The organism is Vibrio wakamikoensis, from assembly GCF_050337275.1.
Lineage (GTDB): Bacteria > Pseudomonadota > Gammaproteobacteria > Enterobacterales > Vibrionaceae > Vibrio > Vibrio chaetopteri.
On sequence record NZ_JAKJST010000016.1, the window covers coordinates 134938 to 152504 of the forward strand.

The 17567-nt window shown below is 45.4% G+C and carries 17 protein-coding genes and 1 riboswitch; of the genes, 6 read left to right on the top strand and 11 right to left on the bottom strand.

Features of this window, described 5'->3' with window-relative positions:
• Window position 1: 1 nt before the first annotated feature.
• A riboswitch (Lysine riboswitch) is annotated at window positions 2–185 on the bottom strand.
• Window positions 186–746: 561 nt separating this feature from the next.
• Window positions 747–1154 (top strand): H-NS family histone-like protein, encoded by a 408-nt coding sequence (locus L4C42_RS07785; RefSeq protein ID WP_353496595.1) that lies wholly within the window; start codon window positions 747–749, stop codon window positions 1152–1154.
• Window positions 1155–1208: 54 nt separating this feature from the next.
• Here L4C42_RS07785 and L4C42_RS07790 read toward each other — a convergent pair whose 3' ends face one another.
• Complete coding sequence (locus L4C42_RS07790) at window positions 1209–2513, bottom strand: inosine/guanosine kinase (protein WP_112460465.1); 1305 nt, start codon at window positions 2511–2513, stop codon at window positions 1209–1211.
• A gap of 250 nt (window positions 2514–2763) precedes the next feature.
• Between L4C42_RS07790 and mnmA the strand changes: the two genes are divergently transcribed.
• The 3 genes from mnmA to purB all read left to right on the top strand — a co-directional run bounded on the left by mnmA (window position 2764) and on the right by purB (window position 6251).
• Window positions 2764–3873 (top strand): tRNA 2-thiouridine(34) synthase MnmA, encoded by a 1110-nt coding sequence (gene mnmA, locus L4C42_RS07795; protein WP_353496596.1) that lies wholly within the window; start codon window positions 2764–2766, stop codon window positions 3871–3873.
• A gap of 35 nt (window positions 3874–3908) precedes the next feature.
• Window positions 3909–4526, top strand: coding sequence for a high frequency lysogenization protein HflD (gene hflD / locus L4C42_RS07800; RefSeq protein ID WP_418642070.1), 618 nt, complete (start codon window positions 3909–3911; stop codon window positions 4524–4526).
• Between the two features lie 354 nt (window positions 4527–4880).
• Window positions 4881–6251 carry an adenylosuccinate lyase gene (purB, locus tag L4C42_RS07805; protein WP_353496598.1) on the top strand — a complete coding sequence of 457 codons (1371 nt, stop codon included), beginning with the start codon at window positions 4881–4883 and terminating at the stop codon, window positions 6249–6251.
• Between the two features lie 131 nt (window positions 6252–6382).
• Here purB and L4C42_RS07810 read toward each other — a convergent pair whose 3' ends face one another.
• The 9 genes from L4C42_RS07810 to htpX all read right to left on the bottom strand — a co-directional run bounded on the left by L4C42_RS07810 (window position 6383) and on the right by htpX (window position 13584).
• The gene (locus tag L4C42_RS07810) at window positions 6383–6910 is read right to left on the bottom strand and encodes a DUF3833 domain-containing protein (RefSeq protein ID WP_353498712.1); all 528 of its coding nucleotides are present in this window, start codon (window positions 6908–6910) and stop codon (window positions 6383–6385) included.
• Between the two features lie 18 nt (window positions 6911–6928).
• Complete coding sequence (locus L4C42_RS07815) at window positions 6929–7483, bottom strand: chalcone isomerase family protein (RefSeq protein ID WP_353496599.1); 555 nt, start codon at window positions 7481–7483, stop codon at window positions 6929–6931.
• Window positions 7473–7988: a DUF2878 domain-containing protein gene (locus L4C42_RS07820; protein WP_429759997.1), complete on the bottom strand. Its 516-nt coding sequence runs from the start codon at window positions 7986–7988 to the stop codon at window positions 7473–7475. Before L4C42_RS07820 ends, L4C42_RS07815 begins: the two co-directional genes overlap by 11 nt.
• A gap of 26 nt (window positions 7989–8014) precedes the next feature.
• Entirely contained in the window at window positions 8015–9271 is a 1257-nt protein-coding gene (locus tag L4C42_RS07825; RefSeq protein ID WP_429759999.1) for a class I SAM-dependent methyltransferase, read from the bottom strand.
• A gap of 11 nt (window positions 9272–9282) precedes the next feature.
• The gene (locus L4C42_RS07830) at window positions 9283–10056 is read right to left on the bottom strand and encodes a DUF1365 domain-containing protein (protein WP_418642068.1); all 774 of its coding nucleotides are present in this window, start codon (window positions 10054–10056) and stop codon (window positions 9283–9285) included.
• Window positions 10056–11354 (bottom strand): NAD(P)/FAD-dependent oxidoreductase, encoded by a 1299-nt coding sequence (locus L4C42_RS07835; protein ID WP_353496603.1) that lies wholly within the window; start codon window positions 11352–11354, stop codon window positions 10056–10058. Before L4C42_RS07835 ends, L4C42_RS07830 begins: the two co-directional genes overlap by 1 nt.
• Window positions 11355–11372: 18 nt before the next feature.
• Window positions 11373–12098 carry an SDR family NAD(P)-dependent oxidoreductase gene (locus L4C42_RS07840; protein ID WP_353496604.1) on the bottom strand — a complete coding sequence of 242 codons (726 nt, stop codon included), beginning with the start codon at window positions 12096–12098 and terminating at the stop codon, window positions 11373–11375.
• Between the two features lie 4 nt (window positions 12099–12102).
• A complete protein-coding gene (locus tag L4C42_RS07845) occupies window positions 12103–12522 on the bottom strand; it encodes a nuclear transport factor 2 family protein (protein ID WP_353496605.1) in 420 nt (139 codons plus the stop codon).
• Window positions 12523–12708: 186 nt separating this feature from the next.
• The gene (htpX, locus tag L4C42_RS07850) at window positions 12709–13584 is read right to left on the bottom strand and encodes a protease HtpX (RefSeq protein ID WP_112477852.1); all 876 of its coding nucleotides are present in this window, start codon (window positions 13582–13584) and stop codon (window positions 12709–12711) included.
• A 417-nt stretch (window positions 13585–14001) separates the two neighbouring features.
• Here htpX and L4C42_RS07855 point away from each other — a divergent pair, with 417 nt between their 5' ends.
• Window positions 14002–14169 carry a hypothetical protein gene (locus L4C42_RS07855; RefSeq protein ID WP_353496606.1) on the top strand — a complete coding sequence of 56 codons (168 nt, stop codon included), beginning with the start codon at window positions 14002–14004 and terminating at the stop codon, window positions 14167–14169.
• Between the two features lie 162 nt (window positions 14170–14331).
• Here the strand turns inward: L4C42_RS07855 and topA are convergent, their stop codons facing one another.
• Entirely contained in the window at window positions 14332–16968 is a 2637-nt protein-coding gene (gene topA, locus L4C42_RS07860) for a type I DNA topoisomerase (RefSeq protein WP_353496607.1), read from the bottom strand.
• A gap of 334 nt (window positions 16969–17302) precedes the next feature.
• On the opposite strand from topA, the gene L4C42_RS07865 reads away from it, so the two are divergent.
• The gene (locus L4C42_RS07865; RefSeq protein ID WP_353496608.1) at window positions 17303–17548 is read left to right on the top strand and encodes a YciN family protein; all 246 of its coding nucleotides are present in this window, start codon (window positions 17303–17305) and stop codon (window positions 17546–17548) included.
• Window positions 17549–17567 lie beyond the last annotated feature (19 nt).

Below are 17567 nucleotides of genomic sequence, written 5' to 3' on the forward strand. Positions count from 1 at the left end.
ACCCTACAGTAGCGCTCCATAGTTTAACAATATAATAGACTATGGCAGTGTTGTTCCTTTCGAAGACAACCCCAGCGAGGAAGATTGATGGTCTTTTCTCACTTCGGCGACAATGCCTTTCATCATCGTTCATAGGTATCACCCCAACGATGGTTACTGATCATTATCGCGCCTCTACATCAAGAGAAATCATTCACTAGCCAGAGCGGCCAAAATAAAAGAATGTGCTTTCTCTTGCATTAGGTGCGAGCCATTGTACTTATGAAATCGTCAATTGCAACATGAATGATGTTGCAACTTGGTAAAGAATTGACTCACCTTGTAAACATCATAGTCTCAAAGCTATCTCGACGCTTTTTAGTAAAGAAAATCACATTTTTAGCGATTTATGCGACGTATTCCATATTGTTTTATAAACTCTTTCACGACATTGCGGTTATAAATACATCAATAGTAATTTGAATAATTACTTTATCTCTATTGATTTGCTCTACAAAACAGGCTCCTAGTACAATATGCAACAAAATCCAAAATTGTAGCGTCTTTTATGAAGAAAGATTCACAATTGAATCAATATTGCGTCAATCTTTCCTGAGCGTCAGGTTTTGAGCACGTTTATCATCTTCAATTATCAAGTTTTTGTAAGAATTCTTATTTTTATTGTTTTCACCCAATGAAAATATTGTCAATTTTAAATTTGATGTTTATYATTAATCGAAACCAAATAAATAACTCATGGGAATGTCATGTCTGAATTAACTAAAACTCTACTTAATATTCGTAGCCTGCGTGCATTTGCTCGTGAACTTACTCTTGAGCAACTGGAAGAAGCACTAGAAAAACTAACAACTGTTGTTGGTGAAAGACAAGAAGCAGAAGCAGAAGAGCGTGAAGCGAAACAAGCTCGTGAAGCTAAGCTAACTGAATATGCGCAGATGATCGCTCAAGACGGCATTGACGTTGAAGACCTTATTGCTGCGCTTTCTGGTGAATCTAAAGGTAAAGCAAAGGCTAAGCGCGCTCCACGTCCTGCAAAATACAAATATGTAGATGCAACTGGCGCAGAAAAAACTTGGACAGGTCAAGGTCGTACACCTTCTGTTATCCAAGCAGCACTAGACGCAGGCAAATCTCTAGAAGAGTTTGAAATTTAATTCAAACTCCTTTAGTCATTTATAAAGAAAGCGCCAATAACTGGCGCTTTCTTTTTATCTTTCCCAATAAGCCTCTTCAAGGCTATCTTCTCTTTCAGGTAAACCTCTAGAAAGACGAGGTGAATGCTGAACCAATACCTCATAACTTGCTCGGTTCGAGTACTTACACACTTGTGAGAATGATGAATACGTCAAGAAAGTATGCTGGTGTTTGCTTGAGTTAGGTACATTTTCTTTATGGTATTTATTTGCCGCCATATCATGTAACAACGCAGACAACGCCGCATCACCCGCGCCATTGGTATTCTTAATCTTTTCTGGGCCGCCCATATAAGGCGCAATATGTGAATAGACTTTAATAGGATTATCACAGGCGTCTTTTACCGCTGGTCGACTAAATTCAAAACGATTGAATTCAGCAATACAACCAGGTAATAGAGGTAAACTCGTTTCACGTTTAGACGCATCTTCTGTATAACCCGCCATGTACAAACCGACAGGGCCAGCAGTACAAAGCACCAAATCAACCCAATCAAGCGCTTTATCTGAAGCTGCTAATGGATCTTTTTCTCCAGTGAGTGCTTCCGCTTCATCTTCATTCATTGCAACAACAGAAACATGCTGTTTCAAGAAGTCGCGCCAATATTCAGGGTCGTCCTGAATAACGAAGCGCGTACCGAGTGTTAATACAACTGGAACATTATATTTCTTGGCGTATTCGATTGCTTGCATTGTTGCTTCTGGCATTGGGTCGCCATCTTTACAACGCACCAAATACGCGGTTAAAACCAAAGCCGACGCTTTTTTGAAGATTTTTTCAGGAATACTATCCGCACGAAGTTGGTTCATCTGCCCTTCACTGATTGCGAAAGTTCGCTCACCATCTTCGGTAATCAAGGTAAAGCAGCGGCCAATTGCACCTTCTACACCTTGAAGATAATTAAGATCCATTCGGCTAGACGTATTACACAGATAGCGGTAACCATAGCTACCAATCTTAATATCAGCACTCATAACACCAAGCAGAACCGATTTATCGTCCGCTAATACAGAGTAGTTGTGCAACGTATTACCAATCGTGCCACCAGCGTATTCATTGGTGATCAGCTCTTTATCCTTCAACTCGTTATATAAAGCTTCCGCCGCTTGGTCATCAATAACCAACGAGTGCCCTTTACTTAGGCCAAACTTATCGATCACACTGCTGTCAACTTTTGCTTCAATGTCCACCAAGGTTTGGTCAATACCAATGATGTGCGTACGTGACATCTTCTTGCTGATTTGCGATTGGCTAACGAGCAGGTCTCGCTCATGAACAGGGAAGTAGTGCTTTGACTTTCTTTGGCCTGGGAATTTCATACGGTTGTCTTCGTCATAAGTAAATAAGAAGGGTTAAGGGCGGCGATTCTACCTCTGTATAGATTACCTCGGCAACATACGCAATTTTAGCAAACGTTTACGTATCAATTTTTTTGTTATAAGCCTTGTTTTTCTCCCTATTAGGACGCATTTGAGGGGGTTAGAAAAGTGTGATTCATCTCGCGGAACTGTATTGCTGGTTTGGTTTCTGCTAGAATCGGCGTCCAATTTAATTAGGTGGTATTTATACATGTCTGATAACAGCCAAAAGAAAGTGATTGTCGGGATGTCCGGCGGTGTAGACTCCTCTGTTTCTGCCTATCTTCTGAAACAGCAAGGCTACCAAGTAGAAGGCCTGTTCATGAAGAACTGGGAAGAAGATGATAACGAGGAATACTGCACAGCAGCGGAAGATCTTGCCGACGCACAAGCGGTTTGTGACAAGCTAGGTATCCACCTGCATACGATCAACTTTGCGGCTGAGTACTGGGACAATGTTTTCGAATACTTCCTTGCAGAATACAAAGCAGGTCGTACGCCAAACCCAGACATTCTTTGTAACAAAGAAATCAAGTTTAAAGCGTTCTTAGAGTTTGCAGATGAAGTGCTAGATGCTGATTATATTGCCATGGGGCACTATGTAAGCCGCACTTTCCCTGAGAACGGTGAAGCGCCACAAATGTTACGTGGCCTAGACAGCAATAAAGACCAAAGCTACTTCCTTTATACGTTAAGCCACGACCAAGTTGCGCGCAGCTTGTTCCCAGTGGGTGAACTTGAGAAGCCAGAAGTACGACGCATTGCTGAAGAGCAAGGTCTGATTACGGCCAAGAAAAAAGACTCAACAGGTATTTGTTTTATCGGTGAGCGCAAATTTACAGACTTCTTGTCTCGCTATTTGCCAGCACAACCGGGTAAAATTGAGACGCCTGAAGGCAAAGAAATCGGTGAACACCAAGGTCTTATGTACCACACGCTCGGTCAACGTAAAGGTCTGCATATTGGCGGCCAAAAAGGCGGTGGTGGCAACGAAGACCCTTGGTACGTTGCAGAGAAAGATCTGAAACGCAATGTCCTTATCGCGGTACAAGGTGCTGACCACCCACTGCTAAAATCTAATGGACTTCGCGCTTCGCAACTGCACTGGGTTGATCGCCAAGCGATCACGCAGCCGTTACAATGCACAGTGAAAACCCGTTATCGTCAACAGGATATCCCTTGTACTATCATTCCTATCGACGATGAAAACATTAAAGTGATCTTTGATGAGCCACAAGTCGCAGTCACCCCAGGTCAATCTGCGGTATTCTACAGCGGCAATGTTTGTCTTGGTGGCGGCATCATCGAAGAGCGCATCTAAACACAATTCGCAGATTATTTTCTTAGGAGAACTACGTGGCTAATACACTTTATGACCGTACTATAGCGTTTGCAGGGATTTGCCAAGCCGTTGCCCTCGTTCAACGTGTTGCTAAAGACGGTTACTGTGATTCAGACGCGTTTGAAACCTCAATCAAAGCGATCACTAACATGAACCCGTCGAATACACTTGACGTGTTCGGTATCGAGTCTGATCTAAAAATCGGACTCGAGTGCCTAGTGAATGGGATCGACAGCACCCCTACGGGTAGCGAAATCACCCGCTATATCATTAGCTTGATGGCTCTAGAACGTAAACTAAACTCTCGCAATGACGCTATGGCGCAGCTTGGTGACCGCTTGCAAATGGTTGAGCGTCAACTTGATCACTATGAGCTACTCGATGAGCAAATGATCAGCAACCTCGCTAGCGTTTACTTAGACGTCATCAGCCCAATTGGACCTCGCATTCAAGTGACGGGGACTCCAGCAGTACTTCAGCAAACCTCTACGCAGCAGAAAGTACGCGCTCTGCTACTGTCTGGTATTCGTAGTGCTGTTTTATGGCGACAAGTAGGTGGTAAGCGTAGACACTTAGTTTTCGGACGCAAGAAAATGATTGAACAAGCACAGATTCTGCTTGCTCGAATGTAATTCAACAATGCGTTGCCATTAAGCTTCTAGGAGCTTTTACTACGTAGATTCGCATCAATTCAGAACAAGTATTCGCTTTAAGTAGACCCCTGCCTTCGCAGGGGTGACGACTGATTGGGGTTAGTAAAACTCTAGACTACGGTCATTCCTGCGCAGGCAGGAATCTGCTCAAGGCTTGGTGCACGCTTTAAGGATGCTCTGCTAGAGGCATCGAATACAAACTCGCACCCTGTGCGAGTTTACTTTTTCTACCAAAATACATCTAGCGCAAACGTTTGCGCAATGTTCGTGACAAATGCCGCAGTTATTGGTATAAAGCTCACGAAATTTAGAAACCCAATTCAGGAGAACATCATGGAACTGTCAGCATTGACTGCTGTTTCACCAGTAGACGGCCGTTACGGTAGTAAGACAACTGCACTTCGCAGCATCTTTAGTGAGTTTGGCCTACTAAAGTACCGCTCTATCGTTGAAATTCGTTGGTTGCAAAAACTATCAGCTACGGATGCAATCAAAGAAGTTCCAGCATTCAGTGCAGAAGCGAACCAGTTTCTTGATGAACTAGCGGCTAACTTCAGCGAAGAAGACGCGGCTCGCATTAAAGAAATCGAACGTACAACTAACCACGACGTTAAAGCGGTTGAGTACTTCCTAAAAGAAAAAGTAGCGGGTGTACCAGAGCTTCACGCTGTAAACGAGTTCATCCACTTCGCTTGTACTTCTGAAGACATCAACAACACGTCTCACGCGTTAATGCTTAAAGAAGCTCGTGACACGGTTGTTCTTCCTGAAATCCGTAACATCATCGACGCTATCAGCAAACTGGCTGAAGAGTACCGTGATATTCCACTACTTTCTCGTACGCACGGCCAGCCAGCTTCCCCTACTACAATGGGTAAAGAGATGGCGAACGTTGCTTACCGTATGGAACGTCAATACAAGCAAATCGAGTCTGTAGAAATCCTAGGTAAGATCAACGGCGCAGTAGGTAACTACAACGCTCACCTTTCTGCATACCCTGAGCTAGACTGGCACAAGTTCAGCGAAGAGTTCATCACTGAATCTCTTGGCGTAACTTGGAACCCATACACAACTCAGATCGAACCACACGACTACATTGCTGAGCTATTCGATGCGATTGCACGTTTCAACACCATTCTGATCGACTTCGATCGCGACGTTTGGGGTTACATTGCTCTTGGTCACTTCAAGCAGAAGACAATCGCTGGCGAAATCGGCTCTTCAACTATGCCTCACAAAGTTAACCCAATCGACTTTGAAAACTCAGAAGGTAACCTAGGTCTAGCAAACGCAGTTTTCGCTCACCTAGCACAAAAACTGCCTGTTTCTCGCTGGCAGCGTGACCTTACTGACTCAACAGTACTTCGTAACCTAGGTGTTGGCTGTGGCTACGCGATCATCGCTTACACGTCTACGCTTAAAGGTATCAGCAAGCTAGAAGTAAACCGTGAAGCGCTTCTTGCTGAACTAGACAAAAACTGGGAAGTATTGGCAGAGCCTGTACAAACAGTAATGCGTCGTTACGGCATCGAGAAGCCATACGAGAAGCTAAAAGAGCTGACTCGTGGTAAGCGTGTTGACGGTGAAGCGATGCGTAACTTCATCGACGGCCTAGAGCTTCCAGAAGACGAAAAAGAGCGTCTAAAACAAATGACACCAGCGAACTACATCGGTCAAGCTATCGAGCTAACTGATAAGCTGTAATGCTGGACGACTCTACTTAGCGATAGCGCTAGTTTGAGTGCAAAATAAAACGGCGGCGATAATGATATCGCCGCCGTTTTTACGTCTGTGTACCAAGTCCTTGTAGCGGCAGAGATGCTGCTTTGGGAACCCTACTGCTTTTGAAAAAACAGGGTAATTGTTCCAACTTCCATACCGAACTTGCGGATGCTAGTTAGGTTGAACAGATGTTTGTCATCCTGCCGGTACATCCAATCATCAAACGCTACCGTGTACGTTGAACCGTCGACTTCCAATTCAAAGTCATACTGCCAACGAAGCGCGTTACCAACCACCTCGCCTTTGGCTTCACCGATGATATCGTCAGCTCGGCCTTGGTATGTTCCATCAGCCAGTCGCTCTATTGTCCAAATACGCTGATCCAATTCGCCATCGTCGAACACGAAGTCTTCAACCAGTGTGATCTGATCTCCCTGTACAGTGCCAACAATAATGACTTCAAAGCGACGGGTTTGTTTGTCGGTGTAATCTTGCACCATGCCCCAAGCCTTTGTTTCGCCTTCAAAGTACTCAAATAAATTAAACTCGGGATTAGAACCTTGATAGTCCTTCAAATCAGCACTGCAAGCACTGAGCAGTAGGACGAGAGGAAGCACCAAGAATGAAGCCAACCACCGCATACGTTTCATTATTATTCCTTATTGTCGATTCATGCCTATCAGCTGAGCGCGTAGCTTAGGGTACTGAGTATTATTGCCCAACCAAATCGACAGAAAACCGTCATTGAGAGACTCATCTTCAATACGGCCCACGTTCTGCATCGGTTTGTCGCGGTTTAAATAGTAGAAATTACCCGAAGCACCGTCGGTCACGTATATCAGCTGATGGCCATCGGCGACACTTGGAAAAATGTCATACAGCTTCGCAATCCAACGACTTCGTGTCTCTTTATCGATGCCCATTTTCTCCCATTGATCGAGCGTCGCTTCCAGTAACTGGTCTCGGCTAATATCACGCTGGTACTCAATGCGCAGCGCGATAGGATGAGGAGACACATCGCTTCCCAACGCATAAGTGCCTTGGGGCGCAAGCAGCTGTGAGCGGTATATATCAAAGAACAGCCATGAGAGCTGAGCCTCTCCGACGACTTTCCACTGTCCCCAACCTTCATAACTCACGGGTCTGTCGCTGGTTGCAGAGGCGCTGCCCACTGCCAACGCTAAACCTAATCCAAGTAACCCTTTAGCTTTCATGACTCACCTTCCGCTCCGAGTATGTGCTCAATCGAAGAACAACGAACACGATGGCAACCCATTGCAAAAAAAGTAGCGCCATCATCGTAAAAATAGAAAGGTGTGTATCCACAGCGCCGAGTTTGAATCCTGCGAAGTAACTTAGCGCTCCTCCCACACCACCCACTATTACTACGATGGAAATCGGATAAGATGTCAGATAACTAGCAAGAAAGTTCGCATACCAAGAAAAAATAAGCCATAGAGCCACTAGCCATATAGGAATCAACGTCGAATCAAAGACCAACACACCAGCCAGTGCGTTCGCACTATCCACGACTAAACCCAGCCCAACAATAGCTCCCCAGATAGGCAGTGACAGGTTGAGCTGTTTGAAGGTAGTCACAACGGTGATCGCTGCGATGGCAAGTGCGAGCCATTGAAAACGCTCCTGACCCAATACGGATAGCGCCCACATCAGTTGGAACCAAGTACTCACTATCAACAACTTCCATCCACGACTCATGATCGCTCTACTCCATTTAGCTGATACTATTGGCCGCGCTGAAACGTGACATGGACAGTACTGATGCTCTTCGCTCTAAAGCCACCTTCGCAGTAGCAGAAGTAATAACGCCACATACGGATAAAACGTTCGTCGTATCCGAGCTCACGCACGCGTGTTAACGCCGCTTCAAAACGAAGGCGCCAGTCCACTAAGGTTTTCGCGTAATCCTGGCCAATGTCGAATAAGTCGCGGACGATCAAATCGGTGTGCTTAGTGGTGTTTGATGTTAGCGCGGTAATGGAAGGCAAGAAGCCACCAGGGAAAATGTATTTCTGGATAAAGTCGACGTTGTCAGAGTAATAATCATAGCGCTGGTCGGCGATAGTAATCGCTTGTATCGCCATCAAACCTTTGGGTTTCAGTAGCGATTGGCACTTCTTAAGGTAGGAAACTAAAAACTGCTTACCCACTGCCTCAATCATTTCAATTGAAACTAACTTGTCGAATTGCCCCTCAAGCAGACGATAATCTTGTTTAAGCAGGATAATTTTATCTGTCAGCCCCTCTTCGGCAACCCTTTGCTGCGCATATGCATACTGCTCTTCAGAGATGGTGGTGGTTGTGACACGGCAGCCATAATGTTTCGCCATGTAAATCGCCATGCCGCCCCAACCTGTGCCAATTTCCATCACATGGTCGCTCGGTTGCAGTTTCAGTTGCTGGCACAAACGATCCATTTTATTGATCTGCGCTTGCTCTAAGGTGTCTGTGTCTTGTTGATAGACGCCTGATGAGTACAGCATTCGGTCATCGAGGAAAGTTTCATAAAGGCTGTTCCCTAGGTCATAGTGCGCCTCAATGTTCTCTTTCGATTTAGTAACCGTGTTACGATTCACCCAGTGACCCAGCTTGTACATGATTCGGGTCAGCAGGCTCGATTTATCTTCAATCGAATCCAAGGCGGCAAGGTTAAGTGCCATCAGCTCCATTAACGCAGAAAGATCTGGGCTATCCCACCAATCATCCATATACGCCTCACCAGCGGCAATACTCCCACCTTGAAGCAAGCGTCGGTAAAATTCAGGATGCTTCACTTCGATGACGGCCGCTGGTTCATTTGATCGTGGTGAGCCAAAGCGCTCTTCCACTTGGCGTGTACACGCACCGTCGCTATAAAAGCTCTCGATGATAGTTAACGTACCAATTTCCAATTTCTGCAAACACCCAAAGGCAACACCTTTCGCGGTTTTCTGTAAGCCTGTGAGCGTCTTTGGCACGTCTAGGGACGTAGTTTGTAACATTGGAATTCTCCCTAATTCTTAGAATTCGATTGCTGCGAAAATTCTTTTTTGTTTTTTCCTGGATGGTCGTATATTGGTACCCCCTTTCGCCATAGCTTAAAGGCGTGCCAATATATTCCAGCCACAACTTTTACGGCCATTATGGGTGTTTTGACCAATTGTTTTAGTAAAGAAGATGACGTGAACGGCTGCGCTTTCATCTGAAGTGTCGCGTCGAAGACTTTGTTGGGTTTATGACACTCCAAGTGGACAAATAGCCGTTCATTCAAAGGTTTAAGCTTCCAGTGGTAACGTTGGTCAACCGGATTAAACGGTGACACATGAAACGCTTTGTCATGCTGCCAATTGACGTTTTCGTCACCAGATTCAGCGGTTAAGGCATAATAATGTCTTTCATTCCAAGGTGTATTACTCACCTCTGCCAGTAAATATCGCCATTGGTTCTTCTCATCATATAAATAGTAGAAGTTGACCGGACTAAAATACAAACCCATGTAACGAAGGTGACATACTGCTATGACTTTGCCGCTAACCTTTTCGCCGGTCAGTTCAAGGACTTTGTCTTGAACCGCTAACTTTAAGTCACCATCACCAATGTAATCCTCACGCTTAAACCGAGCCCAATGCCACCAGCGACGTCCAAAACCCCACACTCGACGTTGGAGGGTATCGACCTCATCAAGATCGATAGCGGGCATAAACAGCGGATAAGAGAGGTGGTGCTTAGTCGGTGTAAACCGCCGATGTCCGACCTCACCAATCATCAAGCGGCTTGAAACAGACATTACGCCGCTCCTCGCGCCAGCGTTTCCGCAACTGGCGCTGTTTGCGAAGCCTCTTGTTCGATTCCTTTCACCACATCTAGTGCGCTACGAACGCCATCCTCATGGAAACCGTTGTACCAGTAGGCACCACAGAACCAAGTGTTACTCTTGCCCCATAACTCCTCTCGTCGCTGCTGAGCGGCAATGCTCTCGGTAGTAAAGACTGGGTGGCTGTAATTGAAGGTACGCAGTATTTTATCTTGCTGGATCTTGTCTGCTGAGTTCAGAGACACGCAGAAGGTGGTTTCTGATTCGATGTGCTGCAAGATGTTCATGTTGTACGTTAATGTCGGTAAGCGTTGCTGCTCGCCCTCACCACCATCTAATGCGTAATTCCATGAAGCCCAAGCCGCTTGGCGCTTTGGCAATACGCTAGTGTCTCGATGCAGAACGACTTCATTATCTTGGTATGCCATTGCGCCTAGAATTTCGCGCTCTTCATCTGAAACATCCTCTATCATCGCCAAAGCCTGATCGCTATGACAGGCAAAGATGACTCTGTCAAAACGTTCGGTCTCGCCGTTTGATGTGACACTGACGCCATTATCATGACGTTCAACACGACTTACTGGTGAGTTCAGTCGTATGCATTCCGAAAAACCTCGAGTCAAAGGTTCAATGTATGCGCGCGAACCACCCTCAATCACATACCATTGCGGGCGATCCACCACGTCAAGTAAGCCGTGATTCAAGAAAAAGCGCAGGAAGAAGCGTAACGGGAACGCACGCATGTCTGCCAACGTCGACGACCAAATCGCTGCGCCCATTGGCAAGATATAGTTTTGAGTGAAGTAATCCGAAAAGCCGTTCGATTGTAAAAACTCACCCAGAGTTTGCTCTACTAAGCTGTCGTCATCGGCAGACGCTTTAGCCAGTTTGTTAAACCTTAAAATCTCGAAGATGAAGCGGTAGAAGGTTGGGTTGAGTAGATTGCGTTTTTGAGCAAATAGAGTTGGAATAGTATGCCCGTTATATTCAAGACCATTTGCCGCATTCTTTACACTAAAGCTCATTTGAGTTGGGTTACCTTTCACCCCAACTTCGTTCATCATTTTGATGAAATTTGGATAAGTGCGGTCGTTGTAGACGATAAAGCCAGTGTCAACAGCGTACTGCTTACCCTCGTGTTCAACATCGATGGTCGCTGTGTGGCCCCCTATATAGTCGTTGGCCTCGTATAACGTTACTTCGTGGTCTTTATGTAGATAATGCCCGCACGTTAGGCCTGATATTCCGGTTCCTACAATTGCAATCTTCATTATTATCCTTAATTTCTTTTATAGAAGTTTAGCCACTATTTTGGTTTGCCAACGATAGGGCAAAGCTGCAATTGCCCTAAGAATAGAGGTAAACTTTTTCGGGAAGTAAATCGTCGCTTGGCGCTTATCAATGCCTTCACGTATTGCCACTGATGCCTCTTCTGACGAGACTATCATTGGCATGTCAAAATCGTTTTTGTCGGTGAGTGGTGTTTTTACAAAGCCAGGAAACACACAACTCACCAATACGCCTTTGTGCTGCCAATCAAGCTGCAATGTTCTGGTTAAATAAGTAATTGCGGCTTTTGATGCACCATAGGCTTCAGAGCGTGGCAAAGCCAATTCACCTGCAATAGAGCTCACGACAACAACGTGGTGACGTTCATCGAGTCTGTCTTGGATAGCCGCTAACACATTCACGCTGCCGTTGACGTTGACGTTCATCACTCGCGCAATCAGACCAGCATCAAGCGCGCCATTATCAATATATTCACAGTCCCCAGCGTTCACTAACCAAAGCGTCGGGGGATCTGTTAGAGCACTGATGGCTTGGTTGACCTGCTCTATGTCAGTCACGTCGAAGCTCAGGGTAGTAATATTGTCTCGGCCTGCTTTCACTTCTTCTAGTTTTATTTCCGAACGACCGCACGCGTAGACATGTATACCCGTTGCGGCATAGTCTTCAGCCAACTGCCGTCCTATTCCTGAGGAAGCGCCTGTGATGAATACCGACTGATGCTCCATAACGTTACTTCCCTAACCTTTGCTTAATATTTCTGATGACCACACCAAGCAGCGGTATGTTCTCATACAGCATTTCGCCTAAATCGAAATAATCGCGATGGTAAATCACGCGGTCTCCGCTAAAGCGGATCTGACTGACCCCGTTAACCTCAACAGGCTGCCCGCCGTTGAGTTTTGGGTGCTCAAGCTTCATCGTCCAAGTAAGAAAACCCGTGTCTTCTACTTGTTGGTGATGACGGATGTGAAAGTCGCATTGAATGACGTTAGTATATAGAGAGTCGAAATACGCAGAGAGCTGATCCCAGCCTTCGAAACGGTGAGCAGAGTCCTCAAACACCACGTCCTTGTGATAAATGTCTTCGAGCAAATACAGGTTGTCTTTGCTCAGTTTTCCGTAAACCTCACTGACGGCTTCGATATTCATAACAACCCTTTGTTAGTTATACATTTGTTCCTACTGTACACGTTAGTACATCCCAAAACTTATACAAGTTTTTGCATTTCCAATTTTTTGTATAACTATTACGGGTCGCAATTTTGAAAGGATCAAAAAAAAGCCTGGAAAATTTTCCAAGCTTTTTAATAGGTTCGAGTTGTTTGGGGTTCAGTACTAGTACTGTTCGCTACGTAGTGCGTTAATGCGTTTTTCTAGCGGCGGGTGGCTCATCAATAGCTCTGTGATAGAACGCTTACCATTGATACCAAATGCCATCATTGACCCCTCAAGCTGAGATTCTTGGCTCATTTTAAGACGTTCAAGCGCCGCAATCATCTTCTGCTTACCAACTAGGCTTGCCGCTCCAGCATCAGCATGGAACTCACGATGACGGCTGTACCACATGGTGATAAAGCTCGCTAGGAAGCCGAACACCATTTCAAGAACAAACGAGACGCCGAAGTAAACCATCATGTTGCTGCCACCCTCGCCTTCTTCATCCGAGTTGTTTGAAGCGACGATATTGGCAATAAAACGCGATAGGAAGATAACAAACGTGTTAACCACACCTTGCATCAGTGTCATGGTGACCATGTCACCATTGGCGATGTGGCTCACTTCGTGCGCAAGAACCGCTTCTGCTTCATCACGAGTCATGTTGTGCAGCAGACCTGAAGATACCGCGACTAGTGAATCATCACGCTTTGCGCCCGTCGCAAATGCGTTGATGTCAGGCGAGTCATAAATAGCAACCGTTGGCATACCAATACCCGCTTGCTGTGATTGACGGCTCACTGTTTCTAATAGCCAGTGCTCTGTCTCGTTGCGTGGGCTTTCAATCACCATTCCGCCTACTGAGCGCAGCGCCATGCTCTTTGACATCATCAAAGAGATAAACGAGCCACCAAAGCCAAATACTGCAGCCATAATGAGTAACCCTGATAGGCTGCCAGGCTGCATACCTGTCACCGCGTAGACGATATTGAGGACAATACTCAATACCAAAACTACAGCAAGGTTAGTCGCTAAAAAGAGTGCTACTCGCTTCATTTACATTTCTCCAGATTAAGAAGCTATTTTTCTATCTACTCAATGTTACTTGAGTATCATGCCTTTGTGTTTTTCTCTTGGTGATTGTTATCTTGCTCGCAGTATCAACACTACTTTGAGATCCAAGTGGCATTTTTCACATTCAATATATACATAGTGTCGTGGATTTGAAATTCAAGGTTAAGCTTTAAATTGCAACAAAGCATTAATCTTTTGACTACTTTATAAAGAATAACGTATTGAAATAGTGAAGCTATTATAGGCACATCCACTGCGTGCTGCACAAGTCACTTAATGCGGAATGCTTGTATGAGGAGATGCTTGGGAAAAGTCTTAGACTTTAGTCTTATTGTGACTCTAGCAATGACGAGATAAAGTCCGTATCAGTCCCAAAGCCCATAGGAAAAGGAAACCACCATGGTAGAGAACAACAACTTTCAGATGGCCATCGATTTGCTGTGCTGCCACTTGGGAATCAGTGAAGATGAGGCTCGTGAGCAACTAGGTATCAGCAATACTAGCGATATTGATGCTCATATTATGGAAACTCAGTCGGCGCTTGTTGGTTTGTCAGAAGACAAGTAACTCTGCTCGAAAGACAGAGCAAGCGAAACACAAAAGAGCCGCAGTGATGCGGCTCTTTTGCTTTTTGTGTTCTGTATAGCAGGATGTTTTCAATCCAATAAAAAACCTGATGTATCAAACGACACATCAGGTTTTTTGTCACTTTAGAATCACTAAGCGCTGTTACGCCTTTGACTCTTTTGGCTTCTTGCGTTTGTCAGTGATTTCCCACTTACCATCAACATAAAGACCAGTCCAGCCAGACGGCTTGCCATCGATCTCTGAACGAATGTAGTTCTCTTTGGTCTTACGACTGAAGCGAACGACGGTTGGACGACCATCAGGGTCTTCTGCTGGCGCATCGGCTAAGTAAACAAACTTAGGTGATAAACGCTCTTTAAAGCGAGCAAGCTCACTGACCAATGGCGCACGTGTTTCACGTGATTTAGGGAAGTTACTTGCGGCCATAAACAGACCAGAAGCACCATCACGCAATACAAAGTAAGCATCTGAGTTTTCACAAGGTAACTCAGGGAAATGCACAGGATCTTCTTTAGGCGGTGCGATTTCACCGTTCTTAAGGATCTTACGCGTGTTCTTACAGGTTTCGCTGGTGCAATCCATGTATTTACCAAAACGGCCGTTTTTCAACACCATCTCAGAACCACATTTATCACATTCAACGGTTGGGCCATCGTAGCCTTTCACCTTGAACTCGCCGTGCTCAACCACATAACCCTCACAGTTCGGGTTGTTACCACACACGTGAAGCTTACGTTTGTCATCAATCAAGTACGCGTCCATTGCCGTTTCACAGATTGGACAACGCTTCTTAGCACGAAGTGCAGCGGTTTCAACGTCTTCTTCTAGAACATTGATAATGCCTTCTTCATCACCAAGGTTGATGGTCGTTTTGCAACGCTCTTTCGGCGGCAGCGCATAACCAGAACATCCCAGGAATACACCAGTTGATGCTGTGCGGATGCCCATTGGGCGACCACAGGTTGGACACTCGATGTCAGTTTCAACGATATGATTTGGCTTCATACCGCCGTGGTCTTCATCAAGCTCCGCTTTGCCAAGATCGGTGGTGAACTCGGCAAAGAAGTCATTCAGAACTTGCTTCCAGTTCGTCTCACCTTCGGCGATTTGGTCTAGCTTCTGCTCCATACGAGCGGTGAAGTCATAGTTCATCAAATCGGTAAAGCTGTCATCTAGACGGTCAGTAACGATCTCGCCCATCTTCTCTGCGTAGAAACGACGCTGTTCCACTTTCACGTAACCGCGATCTTGGATCGTAGAGATGATAGAAGCATAGGTCGACGGACGGCCAATGCCACGTTTCTCAAGCTCTTTAACCAATGCAGCTTCAGTGAAACGCGCTGGCGGCTTGGTGAAGTGCTGTTTTGGATCCAGTGCGATTAAGTCGAGCTTATCGCCCAACTGAACAGCTGGAAGAATCGCATCTTCATTTTTGCCCATTGGACGCTGTACGCGAGTCCAACCATCAAACTTAAGAATACGGCCTTTCGCTTTTAGCGTGTAGTCATCCGCTTTAACACTGATGGTCGTCGAATCGTATTTAGCTGGCGTCATTTGACACGCAACAAATTGATTCCAAATCAACGCATACAGTTTATGAGCGTCCGCTTCCATCCCTGTCAGATCGTCAACTTTAACATTCACGTCTGATGGACGGATCGCTTCGTGCGCTTCTTGCGCCCCTTCTTTGCTACCGTAGAAGTTTGGCTTAGCCGGTAGGTAAGCGTCACCGAATTCACTATCAATAAAGCCACGTAACGCATCCACAGCTTCTGCACTGAGGTTAGTCGAGTCAGTACGCATATAAGTGATGTAACCCGCCTCATAGAGCCTTTGAGCGAGCATCATGGTCTTTTTCACACCATAGCCTAGACGTGTACTTGCCGCCTGCTGCAGTGTTGACGTGATATATGGCGCCGACGGTTTGCTCTGTGTTGGTCTGTCTTCACGTTTGCAAACTTCGTACACGGCCTTATCTAGTGTTGCGACCGCTGCTTTCGCTTCCGCCTCGTTAACAGGCTTAAACGCCTTACCTTGCTTCTGAGCAACAAGTAAACGGAAGTCGGTTTTATCTGTTGTTTTGGTGTCTGCATGAATATCCCAGAACTCTTCTGGAATAAATGCATTAATTTCACGCTCACGCTCTACCAACAGCTTTACTGCCACCGACTGTACGCGGCCAGCAGACAAGCCCCTGGCTACTTTTTTCCAAAGTAGCGGAGACACCATAAAGCCCACAACTCGGTCGAGGAAACGACGCGCCTGCTGAGCATTAACACCATCCATATTCAGCTCACCAGGATCCTGGAACGCTTGTTGGATAGCATTTTTAGTAATCTCGTTAAAGACCACACGCTTGTATCGCTCTTCATCGCCACCGATGATCTCACGAAGGTGCCATGCGATAGCTTCTCCTTCGCGGTCCAAATCGGTTGCGAGATAAACGTGGTCAGCGTCTTTGGCAAGCTTTTGCAGCTCTGCAACTACCTTTTCTTTACCAGGTAGCACTTGATAGTTTGCTGCCCAGTCGTCGAATGGGTTGATGCCCATCTTTTTGATGAGTGCCTTACGGTCTTTTTCTTTTTTAATGCGTGCTTTTTCTTCAGCACTTAAGCCTTTGGTAGACACCGCAGCCGCTTTTTTACCTGTACTCTGACCGGCAGTTGGCAAATCACGCACGTGACCCACACTCGACTTAACAATAAAGTCTTTACCGAGGTACTTATTAATGGTTTTAGCTTTAGCAGGTGACTCCACTATAACTAGTGACTTTCCCATAATGACACTAACGTCCTATATCACACTGCGACATTTAATCGCACGATGTTCGAAATGTATGCTTCTTTTTTTACTATTGAGCGAGAACAAAAGAAGATCAACCTGTTTTTTTACAATCAGAAGCTAATTGGTCGACAAATGTCCGATCGAAACAGGCTCGCTATTTGAAAAATGGCGCAATATTAAACTTCATTTACCCAGCTTGACCAGCAACATTAAGCAAAGTTTGTCGCAAATCACAAATTGCTGCTAACTATAGCTGAGATATTTACCCTTGCAAAATGTGCTGTCGCTCATACACTACGGCAAAGCCATATATATAGAGGACATCAATATGTCACAAAAAACGCCTATCTCGCCATTCGACCTATTGTTAATTGCCAACCAAGTCATCCAAGAGCATGACGACTACCTAGATGGCATGCGCGCAGATAGCGTGGAAGAGAAAGACGGAGTGTTGGTCTTTAAAGGTAACTATTTTTTGGATGACAATAGTTTACCGACAGAAAAAACGACCGCAGTTTTTAATATGTTCAAATACCTAGCTCACCATCTTTCTAAAGAGTTCACGCTCAAATAATTGTCGAAATCGGTAAAAA